This is a genomic window from Campylobacter coli (assembly GCF_009730395.1).
GTDB classification, from domain to species: Bacteria; Campylobacterota; Campylobacteria; order Campylobacterales; family Campylobacteraceae; genus Campylobacter_D; species Campylobacter_D coli.
Genome location: NZ_CP046317.1, coordinates 215,233 through 231,049, shown reverse-complemented (window position 1 = coordinate 231,049; position 15,817 = coordinate 215,233). Strand labels below are relative to the sequence as shown.

Sequence of the window (15,817 nt, the reverse complement as noted above, 5' to 3'; positions counted from 1 at the left end):
AATTGATATAATGCGATATTTACACTTAAATAAAGGTTTGAAATGAAAAAAATTTTACTAAGTTTTGTATTTTTTATAAGCTTAACTCATGCAAATACTATAAATGCTATTGCTGTAGTGGTAGATAAAGAGCCTATCACAACCTATGATATAGAACAAACCATGAAAACCCTAAATATACCTAAAAATCAAGCCTTGGGGATTTTGATTAATGAAAAAATGGAGCTTTCACAAATAAAACAATTTGGAATTTATACGAGTGAGCTTGAGCTTGATAATGCCATTGGTAAAATGCTAGCACAAAATAAAATTTCACTTGAAGACTTTAAAAGAGATTTACAAGCTAAGGGGCAAAATTACGAACAATTTCGTAGCAATTTTAAAAAAGATTTTGAAAAAAGAAAACTTTATGAAAAAATTGCCAGCACAGCTAAAACCGATTTTAGCGATGAGGGGGCTAAAAAATTTTTCGAACAAAATAAAAATAAATTTACACTCTTTACCGAAATTAATGTAAATATCTATCGTTCTAACAATGCACAAGATTTAGAAAATATAAAAGCTACCACAAAAACTGCACTTAAAGCAGAAAAAGCCACCCTCACTCCTAATAATTCAGATCCAAGACTTTTAGGACTTTTATCATCTATACCCATAGGAAGCTTTTCTCCGGTTTTAAATTCGCAAAAAGGTTATGAAATTTATCAAGTAAAGGATAAAAACGGAGGACAAACTCCAGAATATTATCAAATTAAAAATGAAATACTCAATGCTTATGTAAGCGAGCAAAGACAAAATTATATACAAGATTATTTCGATAAATTACGCTCAAAAATCAATATAGAGTATTTAAGATAAAATCAAGATGGAAAAAATCCATCTTGATTAATGTCTAGCAAGATAGTTGGTATCGTAATTATTACTAATAAAATCAGGATTATCCATCATTGCAAGATGAAAATCTTTAGTAGTTTTAATCCCACCTATAATCAGCTCATCCAAAGCTACTTTCATTTTTGAAATGGCTTTGTTGCGATCTTCTGCCCAAACCACAAGTTTTCCTATCATAGAATCATAATACGGCGGCACGCTGTAGTCTTGATAACAATGGCTTTCCATTCTAACATTGCGCCCTGCAGGTGGAACATACTTGATAATCTTACCTGGACTTGGCAAGAAAGTCTTAGGATCTTCAGCAGTGATTCTACATTCTATAGAATGTCCTTTTAACTTCACATTTTCTTGAGAAGGTAAAGCATAACCTTCAGCTACTTTAATCATTTGTTCAATGATATCAATCCCGCTCACCATTTCGCTCACACAATGCTCAACTTGCAAACGCGTATTCATCTCTATAAAATAAAAATCCAAATTTTTATCTACTAAAAATTCAAAAGTCCCTGCACCCTCATAGCTTATAGCTTTAGCAGCTTTTACTGCTGTTTCGTGAAGTCTTGCGCGAGTTTTTTCATCGAGTAAAATTGCTGGAGATTCTTCTATAAGTTTTTGGTGGCGTCTTTGCATAGAGCAATCCCTCTCACCAATATGGATCACATTTCCAAAACTATCTCCGATGATTTGAACTTCTATATGGCGTGGATTTTGTATGTATTTTTCCATATACATAGTCCCATCGCCAAAAGCTGTCATCGCTTCACTTTCAGCTGACCAATATGCTTTTTCAAGGTCTTTTTCATGCTCTACTACACGCATTCCACGACCTCCGCCTCCAGCTGCTGCTTTTAAAATCACAGGATAACCGATCTCTTTAGCAAGTTTTTTAGCCGCTTCAGCACCCGCTAAAGCTCCATCACTTCCTGGTATAACAGGAACTCCTGCTCTTTGCATAACTTGCTTAGCTTTTGATTTATCACTCATCAAATTCATAGCTTCAACCGAAGGCCCTATAAATTTGATATTGTGTTTAGCACAAATTTCAACAAAAGTTTGATTTTCGCTTAAAAATCCATAACCTGGAAAAATCGCATCCGCTTCTGCAATTTCAGCTGCTGAAATAATAGCAGGTATATTAAGATAACTTTCAGAACTTCTTGCTTTTCCTATACAAATACTTGCATCTGCATATTTTAAATACAAAGCATCTTTATCTGCTTCAGAATAAACGCAAATTGCTTTTTTTCCCATTTCTTTAATTGTTCTTAAAGCTCGAAGTGCTATTTCTCCACGATTAGCAATTAAAATGCTTTTAATTTCCATTTTATAATTTCTCCACCGTAAATAAAGGCATACCAAATTCTACAGGCTGACCATCTGCAACTAAAATTTCTACTATTCTACAATCAAATTCAGCTTCGATCTCATTCATGATTTTCATCGCTTCGATGATAGCGATAGTATCGCCTTTTTTAACTGAACTACCCACTTTCACAAAAGGAGCTGCGCCTGGGCTTGGAGCTTGATAAAAAGTTCCTACCATAGGGCTGTTTATACTTGGTTTATTTGATTTTGCACTTGAAGGCTGTGCTTCATTAACTACATTAACATTAATAGGCTGTGGAGCTGGAACAGGTGGGCAAGCCAAAGGAGCTGGAACATCACAACACATATCTCTTTCAAGTTCGATTTCAAATCCATCTTGCTCTTTGATTTTTATTTTACTGATATTAGCCTCGGCAAACAAATTTACTAATTCTTTAATCTCTTCTTTTGTCATATTTTCATCTCCTGATTTTAAGAACTTAATCTAGTATTATATTAAAAAACTTGAAATTTAACTTTAAAAAATAAAATTTCACGCTTAAAAGTTTCATAAAATATAAAAAATAAGCTATAATCCAAAAAAATTATGTTTAAAAATAAAGGTATATTAAATGGGTTTAAAAGCGGATAATTGGATAAGAAAAATGGCATTAGAACACAAGATGATCGAACCATTTTGCGAAGCAAATATAGGAAAAGGCGTAGTAAGCTACGGACTTTCAAGCTATGGTTATGATATACGCGTGGGGCGCGAATTTAAGATTTTTACCAATGTAAATTCTACCGTAGTGGATCCAAAAAATTTTTTAGAAGAAAATGTGGTGGATTTTGAAGGTGATGTATGTATAGTCCCTGCTAATTCTTTTGCACTTGCTAGAACTATAGAATATTTTAAAATGCCTGATGATGTTTTGGCTATTTGTCTTGGAAAAAGCACCTATGCAAGATGTGGTATCATCGTAAATGTAACTCCTTTTGAACCAGGCTTTGAAGGGCATATAACCATAGAAATTTCAAATACCACTCCCTTGCCTGCAAAAATTTATGCTAATGAGGGCATTGCACAAGTATTATTCTTACAAGGTGATGAAAAATGTGATACAACCTATAAGGATAAAAAAGGCAAGTATCAAGCTCAAACGGGTATAACCTTGCCAAGAATTTTAAAATAGGAACACTTATTGCTTTAATTTTAAAAAAACTTAAACAAAGGAAGGCAAAATGTTTAACAAAAAAAATATCTTAATCACAGGCGGAACAGGCTCTTTTGGAAAAACCTATACTAAGGTTTTATTAGAAAATTATAAACCTAATAAAATCATCATTTATTCTCGTGATGAGCTCAAACAATTTGAAATGGCAAGCGTTTTTAATGCTCCTTGTATGCGTTATTTTATAGGGGATGTAAGAGATAAAGAACGCTTAAGCGTTGCTATGCGTGATGTGGATTTTGTTATACATGCTGCTGCGATGAAGCATGTGCCTATTGCTGAATATAACCCTATGGAATGTATCAAAACCAATATCCATGGCGCTCAAAATGTGATCGATGCTTGCTTTGAAAATGGGGTTAAAAAATGTATCGCTCTTAGCACAGACAAGGCTTGCAATCCTGTAAATTTATACGGTGCAACCAAACTTGCAAGCGACAAGCTTTTTGTCGCTGCAAACAATATAGCAGGTAACAAACAAACACGCTTTGGTGTTACAAGATATGGCAATGTTGTAGGTTCAAGAGGATCGGTAGTACCTTTCTTTAAAAAGCTTATTGAGCAAGGTGCTAAAGAACTTCCTATCACCGATACAAGAATGACTCGTTTTTGGATCAGCCTTGAAGATGGAGTGAAATTTGTACTGAGCAATTTTGCAAGAATGCACGGAGGAGAAATTTTCATCCCTAAAATTCCTTCGATGAAAATCACCGATCTAGCTCATGCTTTAGCTCCTCATTTAAGTCATAAAATCATAGGTATCAGAGCAGGAGAAAAACTACATGAAATCATGATTTCAAGTGATGATAGTCATTTAACCTATGAATTTGAAAACTACTATGCTATAAGTCCTAGTATTAAGCTTGTAGATCAAGAGAGTGATTTTAGTATCAATGCCTTGGGCGAAAAAGGACAAAAGGTAAAAGATGGTTTTTCTTATAGTTCGGATAATAATCCTTTATGGGCAAGCGAAAAAGAACTTTTAGAAATCATCAATCACACCGAAGGTTTTTAAAATGCTTACTTATTCTCATCAAAACATCGATCAAAGCGATATAGATGCGCTTACAAAAGCTTTAAAAGATGAAATTTTAACTGGAGGTAAAAAGGTAGATGAATTTGAAGAAGCCCTTTGCGAATATGTGGGCGTAAAACACGCTTGTGTATTAAACTCAGCTACTTCAGCTCTTCATCTTGCCTACACAGCACTAGACATCAAAGAAAAAATCGTTTTAACCACTCCTTTAACCTTCGCTGCTACAGCTAATGCAGCCTTAATAGCTGGAGCTAAGGTAGAGTTTATCGACATTAAAAACGATGGCAATATTGACGAAAAAAAACTAGAAGCAAGACTTTTAAAAGATAGTAAAAATATAGGAGCTATTAGCGTGGTGGATTTTGGGGGAAATAGCGTTGAAATAGATGAAATTTCAAGCCTTGCTAAAAAATACAATATCCCTTTAATCGATGATGCAAGCCATGCTTTAGGTGCCTTATATAAAAGTGAAAAAGTAGGAAAAAAAGCCGATCTTTCTATCTTTTCTTTTCATCCTGTTAAACCCATCACTACTTTTGAAGGCGGGGCTGTGGTGAGTGATAATGAAGAGCTTATCACCAAAATCAAGCTTTTAAGAAGCCATGGTATCATTAAAAAAAGGCTTTGGGATAGCGATATGATAGAACTTGGCTATAATTACCGCTTAAGCGATGTTGCTTGTGCTTTAGGGATAAACCAGCTTAAAAAACTCGATCACAATCTTGAAAAAAGAGAAGAAATTGCAAGTTTTTATGATAAAGAATTTGAAAAAAATCCTTATTTTTCCACGATAAAAATCAAAAATTATAAAAAAAGCTCAAGACATTTATACCCTATCTTGCTTTTTCCTGAATTTTATTGTCAAAAAGAAGAACTTTTTGAAAGCTTACTTCATGCAGGAATTGGCGTACAGGTACATTATAAACCAACTTATGAGTTTAGTTTTTATAAAAAACTCTTAGGAGAAATCAAACTCCAAAATGCGGATAATTTTTACAAAGCCGAGCTTAGCATACCTTGTCATCAAGAAATGAATCTAAAAGATGCAAAATTTGTAAAAGATACTTTATTTAGCATTCTTGAAAAAGTTAAAAAGGGATATTGTGAATAAGCTAGACTTTAGAAGCCAAGATTTTAGCCAAACTGGAAAGGCTATGTATGAACTAGCTTGCGAACTTTTTCCTATCCCTAGAAGCATCACAGGGCAAGGTTTTAGAGCTAGCTTAGAAATTTTAAATAAAACTCTGGGCGGGGGGGGGTATACTCAAATTTCACTCTATAAAAAGTGGCACAAAGGTTTTTGACTGGATAGTCCCTGATGAATGGAACGCTAAAGAAGCCTATATCATCACTCCAGAAGGAGAAAAAATTTGTGATTTTAAAAAGCATAATTTACACCTTCTAAATTATAGCGAAGCTATCGATAAAGAAATCGAACTTGAAGAACTTCAAAATCATCTTTACTCCATAGAAGAAATGCCCGATGCTATTCCTTATGTAACGAGTTATTACAAAAGGCGTTGGGGATTTTGTCTCACGCATAATGAAAGAAAAAAACTCAAAAAAGGCAAATACAAAGTCTATATCAATGCGAAACATGATGAAAATGGGGTTTTGGATTATGCTGATTTTATCCTACCTAGTACGCAAAATTCAAAAGATGAAATTTTAATTTCAACCTATCTTTGCCACCCTTCCATGGCAAATAATGAGCTTAGTGGTCCTGTGGTGGCTATTTTCCTAGCAAAATGGCTTTTGAGTTTAAAAGAAAGAAAGTATAATTACCGCTTTGTCATCATTCCTGAAACCATAGGCTCTATAGTCTATCTTAGCAAACATTTAGAGCATTTAAAAAAACATGTTAAAGCAGGCTTTGTGCTTTCTTGCTTAGGCGATGATCATGCTTACTCACTCATACACACACCCAAAAAAAACACTCTAAGTGATAAAGTTGCCTTACATACGCTTAAAAATAAAGAAAATTTCAAAGCTTTTAGTTTTTTGGATCGTGGGAGCGATGAAAGACAATACAATGCTCCGCTTGTAAATCTTGGCATTGTAGGAGTATGTCGCACAAGATACCTAGAATACGAACAATACCACACCAGCAAAGATGATCTCAATTTTATCTCTGAAAAAGGTTTAATGGGTGGACTTCAAAGCATACAAGAAATGATTTTAAATCTAGAAATCAACGCCGTATATGAAAACACCATAGTATGCGAGCCCAATCTTGGCAAAAGAGGACTATATCATACCCTTAGCACTGCCAATGACATTCCTTTAGCTTGTAATTTTCTAGCTTACTGTGATGGAGAGAATGATATCATCGATATAGCCAATATCTTAAATATGCAAGCTTATGAATTTAAAGAACTTTTGGAAAAAATTTTAGAATATAAACTTTTAAGCATAATTCATTAAATTTTTAGCATGATTATCTTCAATATCCTTAACAATTACATCATATGCCTTAGATAAATCGATTTTCTTAATACAAAGATTTTCAAATTTTTTAAGCTCCATCACATTTTCTTTTATAAAAAGATTTTCCAAACCATTAACATCTGTTAAAACTCCATCTTTACGAACAAACATATCATAAGTTTTCAGTTGCGTAAATCCTTTTTCGTCTGTATATAAAGCCTCAAAACTTTTGTTAAAACGATAATCGACTTTTAAACACTCTTCCACATAATGCACAAAAGTAAAAGAATCTTGCAAAGGCAAATTTACAATAATCATTTTTGCATTATTTTTATGCATAAAAGCAAAAGGAGAATTATTATCAAAAGCTCCCTTATTCTCAAGCATAACAAGTTCTTTTTGAAATTTTCCAGCAACCGCAAAAGAATAAATAGGGTGTTTTGTTCTTCTAAAATCATCTCTTTTAAGAGCTATATTACCTAAAGCTCCAGTTTGTGATTTAGAATTTAAAATATCATATGCCAAACCTTTACAAAAATCCCAATTAAAAGTATGAATAGCTAGTGTATCTACATTATCTTTCATACAATCTAATAAAAAATTTAATTTTTTTCTATTATCTCCATCTATATTTTGCAAAAATTGCATCAAATTCCCTGTAAATAAAATAAAATCATCTTTATTTAACTCTAAGAAATTTATAAATCGTATTATCTTTTCCATGTTAAAACCTAAATAAAATATTTTATAATTAATGAAAAATTTTATGATACAATATATTAATTTTAAACATTCTTAAGAAAGTGGTATACAATGGAAAAACAATTTTATGAAATTTTAGAAAATATACTTGAAACCAAAGTAGATGAAAATACAAATTTAAGCATGGAAAACTGCAAGAACTGGACTTCTTTAGCTCATATTGATATCATCATGAGTTTAGAAGAAGAATTTGAAATCAAATTCAACAAAGATGAATTAAGTCAGCTAAAATCTCAAAATGAACTTTTAAAAGCTATTAAGGAGAAATTATGTTAAAAAATACTAAAAAACTATTTAAACTCATAGAAGAAAAAAATGCTTTGCATAAAAAATGTTTAGATGGATTGCAACTTTCAGATGAAGAATATAATGATTTAGAAAAACTTATCATCTATTATAAAGATACATTAAACATCAATCTAGAAGAACAAGCTAAAAGTTATATAGTTGTACTCAATGACACTCTAGAAGAAACTAAATATTTTATAGAATTTGGAAAATATAGATATAGCACTTTAGCAGAAGTAAAAAATATGGTATATTTCAATGAAAATTATATGAAGCAATACATGGTGGGACTTGCTATATCTTCTTTTATTTGGAATGCTCATATTGAAGTTAGAAGATATTTTGCTAAATATATAGATAAAAAACAAGATCGAAAAAGCACTTATCTTGAAATCGGTCCTGGTCATGGAGAATTTTTTGTTAAAGCACTAAGAAGTCAAAAATTTATAGAATATTATGGAATAGATATTTCTCCTATAAGTTGTCAAATGAGCAAAGATATGGTAGAAAATCAATTTGGAGTAATTAATCAAAATAATTTTAAATGTGATTTTATATGTAAAGATTTCACTAAATGCAATTTCAACAATAAAGCAGATTTAGTTGTAATGGGAGAAGTCTTGGAGCACGTAGAACAACCTTTACAGTTTATGAAAGATGTAAAAACTTTACTGAATGATGGTGGAGAAATTTTTGCAACCATCCCTATCAACGCTCCTGCTATTGACCATATTTATTTATTTTCCCATCCTGATGAAGTTAAAGATTTACTTAAAAATGCAGGTTTAAAAATCAAAGAATGCGAATATTTTATGGCAAATAATTATTCTTTAGAAAAAGCATTAAAAACAAAAAATGCCATTGTTATGGCAGTGGTTTTGGAAAAATAATGAATCTTTTTTCACCCCATTTAAAACGCAATGAGCTTATAAAATTTGCCAAAGAATTAGACTTTAGTAAAAGTCAAGATCTTCTTATCAATATCCATAGAAATCATGCTTTTGAAGGAGTGCAAAGTATCATTGCTCCTTTTTTACATTTTGCTAATTTAAGAGCTGATTTTAATTTCAGCTCTTATGATGATAGCTTGAGTTTTGATAATTTTAAAGAAGCTAATTTAGAACTTTTATGGCTAGATTTAACCCGCTATAAAAATAATGTGCAAAATTTTATAGAAGAAAGACTTTTAGTATTAAGAAAAATTTCACAAAACCCTATTTTAGTCCTTAGTTTAGGAGAATTTAAAACAGATAAAAAAATTTTAAATTGTGAAATTTTTAACATAGAAAAACTCATAAAAGAGTATTTTGATGAAGAAGATATTTTAGACTTAGCTAAAGAAGAACTTACAGGCTCTAAGCTTAATAATAAAGCCTTGATTTTTTTAGCACAAATTTTAGGACTTAGCCTCATCCCTGCACTCGTAAAACCCGCTCTTAAAGCTCTTGTACTTGATCTTGATAATACCTTGTATCAAGGAATTTTAGGTGAAGAGGGTATAGATAATCTTAATTTAAGTCCTTTGCACAAAACCTTACAAGAAAAAATTAAAACTTTTAAAAAACAAGGGTTTTTACTTGCCCTAGCTTCAAAAAATGAAGAAAAAGACGCAAAAAAACTTTTTGAAATAAGGAAAGATTTCATCTTACAATGGGATGATTTTGATGCTAGAATGATTAATTGGGAGCCAAAGGGTGAAAATATCTTAAAAATTGCTAAAAAATTTAATATAAATACTAACGCTATGCTTTTTATAGATGATAATATCGCCGAGCTTGAAAATACCAAATTTACAGGCGTTAAAACACTTTTATGCGATGAAAATATACTTTATAAAATCAAACTTTTTCCTAATCTTTTAAAACTTTCAAATACCAAAGAAGATCAAATTCGTGCCAAAGATATAGCAGCCAATGCTTTAAGAGAAGAGCTTAAAAGCTTAAGCGATGAAGAATATTTTCAAAATCTTGAAATCAGCTTAAATTTTAGCAAAAATGATCTGCAAAATATCCCTCGCATTAGCGAACTTTTAGGCAAAACCAATCAATTTATCGCTAATTACACACGCTTAAATCAAGAAAAAGTCGCACAACACATGCAAAAAGAACTCATTGTAAGTGTGAGTATGAGTGATAAATTAAGCGATAGTGGGATTATCGCTATTTTTGTTTTTTCTTGTAAAGAAGGAAATTTATTTATCGATGATCTTTGCATTTCTTGTAGGGCTTTAGGTAGAAAACTTGAAACTAGAATGTTTTTTAAAGCCTTTGAACTAGCTTTATATTTCTTTGATCTTAAAAACAATAATGCAAGGCTTTACTATCAAAAAGGCGAAAGAAATATGCCATTTTTGAGCTTTTTAGAACAAATTTCCAAAAAATTTGAAAAAAACTCAGCCCTTATTCCATTTCAAAATTTAAACTTCAAAGGACTTATAATCCATGAAAACTAGATTTGATAAAGCTAAAATTTCAGGCATTTGCGTAAGCGTACCTGAACATAAAATTTGCATTGATGATGAGTTAGAAAGCGTTTTTTCAAATGATATTAAAACCCTTAAAAGAATGAAAAAAGTCATAGGCTTAAAAACACGTTATATTTGTGATGAAAACACTTGTGTAAGCGATCTTGGCAAACACGCAGCCAATACACTTTTACAAGGTTTAAATATAGATAAAAATAGTCTTGATGCACTCATCGTAGTAACTCAAAGTCCTGATTTTTTCATGCCTTCTACGGCTTGTTATTTACACCAACTTTTAAATTTAAGTTCTAAAACTGTAGCTTTTGATTTAGGGCAAGCTTGTGCAGGGTATTTATACGGCTTATTTGTCGCTCATTCTTTAATACAAAGTGGCTTAGGTAAAATTTTACTCATTTGTGGAGATACTTTAAGCAAATTCATCCACCCTAAAAATATGAATTTAGCTCCTATTTTTGGTGATGGAGTAAGTGCAACTTTGATTGAAAAAACGGATTTTAACGAAGCTTTTTTTGAGCTTGGAAGCGATGGAAGACATTTTGATAAACTCATCATTCCAAAAGGTGCGATGAGAATACCTAAAGCAGATATTTTTAACAATGATTCGCTCATGCAAACTGAGGAGTTTAGACAATTAGAAAATCTTTACATGGACGGAGCAAATATTTTTAATATGGCTTTAGAATGCGAACCTAAAAGCTTTAAAGAAATTTTAGAATTTTCTAAAGTAGATGAAAAAGACATTGCTTTTCATCTTTTTCATCAATCTAATGCGTATTTGGTTGATTGTATTAAAGAAGAATTAAAACTTAATGATGATAAAGTTCCTAATTTCATCATGGAAAAATACGCTAATTTAAGCGCTTGTTCACTACCTGCTCTACTTTGCGAACTAGATACTCCAAAAGAATTTAAAGCGAGTTTAAGTGCTTTTGGTGCAGGGCTTAGCTGGGGAAGTGCGGTCTTGAATTTCAAAGATTTATACACAAAAGATATTTTAATTTACACAAAGGAGAAATAATGACAAAAACTGAATTTTTAGAAGAGCTTAAAGAAGCTATGCATAGAGATGAAGACTTAAATGAAGATATGCTACTTGATGATATAGATGAGTGGGATAGTTTGGCTTTTGTATCTGTGATGGTGCTTTATAAAAATCTTTTTGCTTTAAAAATCACAGCCGAGGACTTGAAAAATTGTCAAAAAGTGAGTGATTTAATCGATTTAGCAAAGCTTGATTAAAACCTTTAAGGTTTTAATCTTTTATCTCTAATTCAAATTTATCTCCCACATCTTTAAATATAAACACTTTATTCCCACAAGGATAAGAGATGGAATTTTCTTGCATAAAAGATTTTCTTTTTTGTAATTTTTCAAGCATTAAAGGAAGTTCTTTTCTAAATAAGGCTTTATCAGGTATACCACAACCATGATCTAAATTTTTAATAAATTTTCCATCAATTTTATTTTCATCTATCAAATTTAAGCTTACATCGTAACCTAAAATTTTTAATATTTGCATGGTTTGTTCTTTAAAATTTGCTGGAGTTAAAGGATCTTCTTTACTATGATAACTCACATAAATAATATTTTTATTTTTTTGACTTTGCAAAATCAAATGATCCTTATTTAACAATGTTCTAATAAAATAATTTTCATTATTAAAAAAATAAGGTGAATTTTCTTTACGCGTCCAGTGGGTTTTTAGAAAAAAAATAATCCTATTATGTGGAAAATCTTCATAATAATCACCGTAACTATGTTCCATTTCTCTTCCTAAAATATAATTTAAAGGTGGCAAAGCCGAACCCGAATTATCAACCACACCATCCACATACCAAGGAGCTATCTTTGCTATGAGTAAAGATAGGTATCCTCCATAAGACCCCCCCCCATAAATTTTTGGTAAATCTGCAAATTTTGGAAAGCGTTTAACTAGATCTTTTAAAGCATTGATATGATCAATAGCTGCCATAATGCCAAAATTTTGATAATCTCCATTAGGCGGGATAAAAGTTGAAGTAAAATTTAGTTTAAAGTTATGATCGAGTTTATTTTGCATTTTTAAATTTTCTACATGTTTCACTAAAGAATTCGCTAAAAAAAGCGCATTATCATTATTTATTTCACCATAAGAAAAATGAAACTGATTTAATAAATTTTTAATATTTTCAATATCTTCCTCTTGAAAATATTTGTATGCACTATATTTCTCAACATCTGAACGCCTTTGGCAAAAACAATGATAAAAAACATTTATTGTCACTACATCAAAATTTTTAGCAATATAATTTCTATAAGAATCTAAAAAATATATATTTGCATTAGCTCCATAACCTCCTATGACAAAAACTATAGCTTTGAGATCTTTTTCATCATCATAACTTATGCGGTATTCAAGTTTACTAGTTCTTTTTATATTTAATTCTACATCATCACAAGAATCGATTTCAAAGATTTGGTTTATGAGCATATAAAGGCCTTTTTTATTAATTTATCGATATTATATTACAAAAAATTAAAAAGGTAAATCATGACAACTCACATCTACGATTTTTTAGAAAAAAGTTTAATCAAATTTAGCGAAAAAACTGCTTTTGTAGAACCCTTTGCCAAGGAAAGAAAAGAAATCACTTATAAAGACTTTGATCTTTTTTCTAAGAAACTAGCCAGTGAAATTTTAAAAACTTTAGGAAATGATAATCCTACTCAAGCTCCTGTTTTAATCATCTTGCCTAAAGGGATTGATTGTTTGATTTCATTTTTTGGAGTGGCACTCAGTGGAAATTTTTATACACTTTTAGATGAAAAAAGTCCTAAAGAAAGAGTAGAAAAAGTTATAGAAGTTTTAAAACCTAAACTTTTTATCACTTCAAAGGATTTAAATTTTAATTTAGATTTGCCTACGCTTTATACACAAGACTTTGAAAGTTTTAATATAGATGAGAGTTTGCTAAAAAATGCTAAAGAAAAACATATAGATACTAATTTACTCTATGTTTTCTTTACAAGTGGGAGCACAGGCATTCCTAAAGGAGTAAGCATAGCACATAAGAGTGTGATTGATTATACTTTTTGGGTGTGTGAGACTTTTAAATTTGATGAGAATGAAATTTTAGCCAATCAAGCACCATTTTATTTTGACAATAGCATTTTAGATATTTTTTCAAGTGTAAAATCAGGAGCGACTTTACACCTTTTACCTAATCATCTTTTTGCTTTTCCAAATAAAATTTTAGAATGCTTAGAAAAAGAAAAGGTTAGTGCTATATTTTGGGTACCTTCAGTGCTGATTTATTTTGCAAATACTAACGCGGTAAATGCTTCCACTCTAAAGAATTTAAAAAAAGTATTATTTTGCGGAGAAATCATGCCTAATAAACAATTAAACATTTGGCGCAAACATTTATCCGATACACTTTTTGCCAATCTTTATGGCCCTACAGAAATCACTGATGTGTGTTCTTTTTATATAGTAGATCGTGAATTTAAAGATGAAGAACTTTTGCCTATAGGTAAAGCTTGTAAAAATACAGAGCTTTTAGTCTTTGATGAAAATATGAATTTGATAAATCCTAAACAAACAGGTATAAAAGGTGAACTTTATGTGAGAGGAACTTCTTTATCTTTAGGATACTATAATGATAAAGAAAAAACCAAACAAGCTTTTATTCAAAATCCTTTACATGATAATTATTTAGATTTACTCTATAAAACAGGAGATATCGTTTCTTATAATGAATTTGGTGAGCTTTTATGCTATGGACGTGCAGACAATCAGATAAAATATATGGGACATAGAATAGAACTTGGAGAAATAGAAAGCGTGATAAATTCTCATGTGAATATTAAAAACAGTGCTTGTATTTTTAAAGAAGATATTATTTGTTTTTATGAAAGTGAAGAAGAAATTAATTTTAAAGCCTTTTTAAAAGAAAAATTGCCTAGTTACATGATCCCAAAAAATTTTATTAAACTCGACAAATTTAAGCTTAATCAAAATGGTAAAATTGATAGAAAGGTTTTAAAAGAACTTGTTTAAATAAATATTTTATAATTTCAAAAAACTAAAGGAGAAAAAATGCAAGAAATCAAACAATTTTTTATCAATATAGAAAGAACAGATATCAATGAGAGTATGGAAAATCTAGTAAGTGAAGATTTTATCGATAGTATCGATATTATGGCTTTGGTTGCCGAAATAGAAAAATTTTATAAAAAACCCTTAAAAGCAGAATTTATCACACCTGAAAATTTTGAAAGCTTTGAAAATATCAAAAAAATGCTTGAAACTGCAATGAAAGACTAATCTTTCCTTGCAAGTTCAAGCTGTTCTTTTAAAGAATTGATGATTTCATTTTTAGAAACAATAATTTGTGCTATAAAATCTGCCACATCATCCCAATCTTTACTTAGCATATGGGTTAAAGTATAGTTTTGTTCATATTCTTCCCAATTCACAGGAGTAAAAAGAGAATTTTTATGCGGGAAATATTTGTTTTTTACCCATTCAAGTGAAGAAGCAAAATAATCCACATAAGCTTTAGCAATATCTTTTTGCACTGCAAATTTTAATCTTTTTTCTTTGCTGCCTTCAAATTTTCTTCTTGCCATAAAAAGCAAAGAATTAAGATTATCCTGCTTTAAATCTTTTTGATTTAATCTTGACATAAGCTCCATTCCTAAAAGATTAAAACTTTCATTTTTGGTTTGTTTTAAAACAAAACTCTCATCCCATTCAAGTCCTAAATGATAAACAAAATCCTTAAGTAAAGTCCCTCCTACATAATCCTCCCTTAGAAGTCTTACTATCAAATTTTCTTCTCCAAATACCTCAGCATGAGTTTTGCAAATCCATTCATAGTCAAAAATATATTTTCTAGGATGATCTTGCGGAGCAAAATCAGCAGAATAATACCCCATATTGTTTTTATGATCTTGAGAACAATGTGAGTTTAAATAACCCAAAGTATCTCTAAAATACACAATAATATAAATTTGAGTAAAACCTAACTCTCTCATAATCTTTTCTAAAATTTCTACATGTTTTTTGGTAGAAAAATCCCAAACTATACCCTCAGCTGAAAAAATAAATTTTTTATCTTTATGTAAAGCACTTTCGCTTTTAAAATTTTCTATAGCTCTAAGAAGTCTTTCGTTTTTAATACAGCTTAAAATACTCTCTTTTTGCAAAATATCTTCTTTTTGAACTAGTTCTAAAACCATATCTACCAAAGCCCAATGCCTATTTGCCACTCTAAGGCTTTTTGGATAAATATAAGCTTGATTTAACACTTTATTTTCATTTATAATAAGAAAATTTTGCAAGCTTGTCGTTCCAGTTTTTGGTGTTCCTATATGCAAATATGCTGTCATTTAATTTCCCTTGTT

16 protein-coding genes and 1 pseudogene are annotated in these 15,817 nt (G+C 30.6%); 12 read left to right on the top strand and 5 right to left on the bottom strand.

All coding sequences use genetic code 11. The annotated features are described in order from the left end of the window. The first annotated feature begins 42 nt into the window (after positions 1–42). Positions 43–858, top strand: coding sequence for a peptidylprolyl isomerase (locus FOC43_RS01110; protein ID WP_002777626.1), 816 nt, complete (start codon positions 43–45; stop codon positions 856–858). Between the two features lie 27 nt (positions 859–885). Here FOC43_RS01110 and FOC43_RS01105 read toward each other — a convergent pair whose 3' ends face one another. Further along, positions 886–2,217 carry an acetyl-CoA carboxylase biotin carboxylase subunit gene (locus FOC43_RS01105; RefSeq protein WP_002777627.1) on the bottom strand — a complete coding sequence of 444 codons (1,332 nt, stop codon included), beginning with the start codon at positions 2,215–2,217 and terminating at the stop codon, positions 886–888. A gap of 1 nt (position 2,218) precedes the next feature. After that, positions 2,219–2,674 (bottom strand): acetyl-CoA carboxylase biotin carboxyl carrier protein, encoded by a 456-nt coding sequence (gene accB, locus FOC43_RS01100; protein WP_002777628.1) that lies wholly within the window; start codon positions 2,672–2,674, stop codon positions 2,219–2,221. 157 nt (positions 2,675–2,831) lie between these two features. Between accB and dcd the strand changes: the two genes are divergently transcribed. From dcd to FOC43_RS01080, 4 genes and pseudogenes are all read left to right on the top strand, one after another. Continuing rightward, complete coding sequence (gene dcd / locus FOC43_RS01095) at positions 2,832–3,392, top strand: dCTP deaminase (protein WP_002788404.1); 561 nt, start codon at positions 2,832–2,834, stop codon at positions 3,390–3,392. A 49-nt stretch (positions 3,393–3,441) separates the two neighbouring features. Continuing rightward, positions 3,442–4,446 carry a UDP-N-acetylglucosamine 4,6-dehydratase (inverting) gene (gene pseB / locus FOC43_RS01090; RefSeq protein WP_002777630.1) on the top strand — a complete coding sequence of 335 codons (1,005 nt, stop codon included), beginning with the start codon at positions 3,442–3,444 and terminating at the stop codon, positions 4,444–4,446. 1 nt (position 4,447) lies between these two features. Next, positions 4,448–5,578 (top strand): UDP-4-amino-4,6-dideoxy-N-acetyl-beta-L-altrosamine transaminase, encoded by a 1,131-nt coding sequence (gene pseC, locus FOC43_RS01085; RefSeq protein ID WP_004283700.1) that lies wholly within the window; start codon positions 4,448–4,450, stop codon positions 5,576–5,578. After that, positions 5,571–6,891: pseudogene (locus tag FOC43_RS01080) on the top strand (DUF4910 domain-containing protein). The gene pseC and the pseudogene FOC43_RS01080 overlap by 8 nt, the downstream one beginning before the upstream one ends. On the opposite strand, the gene FOC43_RS01075 reads toward FOC43_RS01080, so the two are convergent. Then, positions 6,874–7,617, bottom strand: coding sequence for an AAC(3) family N-acetyltransferase (locus FOC43_RS01075; RefSeq protein ID WP_004283694.1), 744 nt, complete (start codon positions 7,615–7,617; stop codon positions 6,874–6,876). The pseudogene FOC43_RS01080 and the gene FOC43_RS01075 sit on opposite strands and share 18 nt — an antisense overlap. A gap of 90 nt (positions 7,618–7,707) precedes the next feature. Between FOC43_RS01075 and FOC43_RS01070 the strand changes: the two genes are divergently transcribed. From FOC43_RS01070 to FOC43_RS01050, 5 genes are read left to right on the top strand one after another with little or no spacing between them, the layout of a single operon-like run. Further along, a complete protein-coding gene (locus FOC43_RS01070; protein ID WP_004283690.1) occupies positions 7,708–7,932 on the top strand; it encodes an acyl carrier protein in 225 nt (74 codons plus the stop codon). Then, complete coding sequence (locus FOC43_RS01065) at positions 7,926–8,834, top strand: class I SAM-dependent methyltransferase (protein WP_002777637.1); 909 nt, start codon at positions 7,926–7,928, stop codon at positions 8,832–8,834. Before FOC43_RS01070 ends, FOC43_RS01065 begins: the two co-directional genes overlap by 7 nt. Continuing rightward, the gene (locus tag FOC43_RS01060) at positions 8,834–10,396 is read left to right on the top strand and encodes an HAD family hydrolase (protein WP_004283683.1); all 1,563 of its coding nucleotides are present in this window, start codon (positions 8,834–8,836) and stop codon (positions 10,394–10,396) included. Before FOC43_RS01065 ends, FOC43_RS01060 begins: the two co-directional genes overlap by 1 nt. Further along, entirely contained in the window at positions 10,386–11,447 is a 1,062-nt protein-coding gene (locus tag FOC43_RS01055; protein WP_004283680.1) for a beta-ketoacyl-ACP synthase III, read from the top strand. Before FOC43_RS01060 ends, FOC43_RS01055 begins: the two co-directional genes overlap by 11 nt. After that, positions 11,447–11,668, top strand: a complete 222-nt coding sequence (locus tag FOC43_RS01050; RefSeq protein ID WP_002786077.1) for an acyl carrier protein — start codon at positions 11,447–11,449, stop codon at positions 11,666–11,668. The genes FOC43_RS01055 and FOC43_RS01050 overlap by 1 nt, the downstream gene beginning before the upstream one ends. 13 nt (positions 11,669–11,681) lie before the next feature. On the opposite strand, the gene FOC43_RS01045 is transcribed toward FOC43_RS01050, so the two are convergent. Further along, positions 11,682–12,899: a DUF2920 family protein gene (locus FOC43_RS01045; RefSeq protein ID WP_004283672.1), complete on the bottom strand. Its 1,218-nt coding sequence runs from the start codon at positions 12,897–12,899 to the stop codon at positions 11,682–11,684. A gap of 60 nt (positions 12,900–12,959) precedes the next feature. Between FOC43_RS01045 and FOC43_RS01040 the strand changes: the two genes are divergently transcribed. Beyond that, positions 12,960–14,468 (top strand): amino acid adenylation domain-containing protein, encoded by a 1,509-nt coding sequence (locus tag FOC43_RS01040; RefSeq protein ID WP_004283670.1) that lies wholly within the window; start codon positions 12,960–12,962, stop codon positions 14,466–14,468. Between the two features lie 39 nt (positions 14,469–14,507). Continuing rightward, positions 14,508–14,735 carry an acyl carrier protein gene (locus FOC43_RS01035; RefSeq protein WP_002777686.1) on the top strand — a complete coding sequence of 76 codons (228 nt, stop codon included), beginning with the start codon at positions 14,508–14,510 and terminating at the stop codon, positions 14,733–14,735. Here the strand turns inward: FOC43_RS01035 and FOC43_RS01030 are convergent. Further along, positions 14,732–15,802: a hypothetical protein gene (locus tag FOC43_RS01030; RefSeq protein WP_004283642.1), complete on the bottom strand. Its 1,071-nt coding sequence runs from the start codon at positions 15,800–15,802 to the stop codon at positions 14,732–14,734. The two genes, FOC43_RS01035 and FOC43_RS01030, sit on opposite strands and share 4 nt — an antisense overlap. Positions 15,803–15,817: the final 15 nt, after the last annotated feature.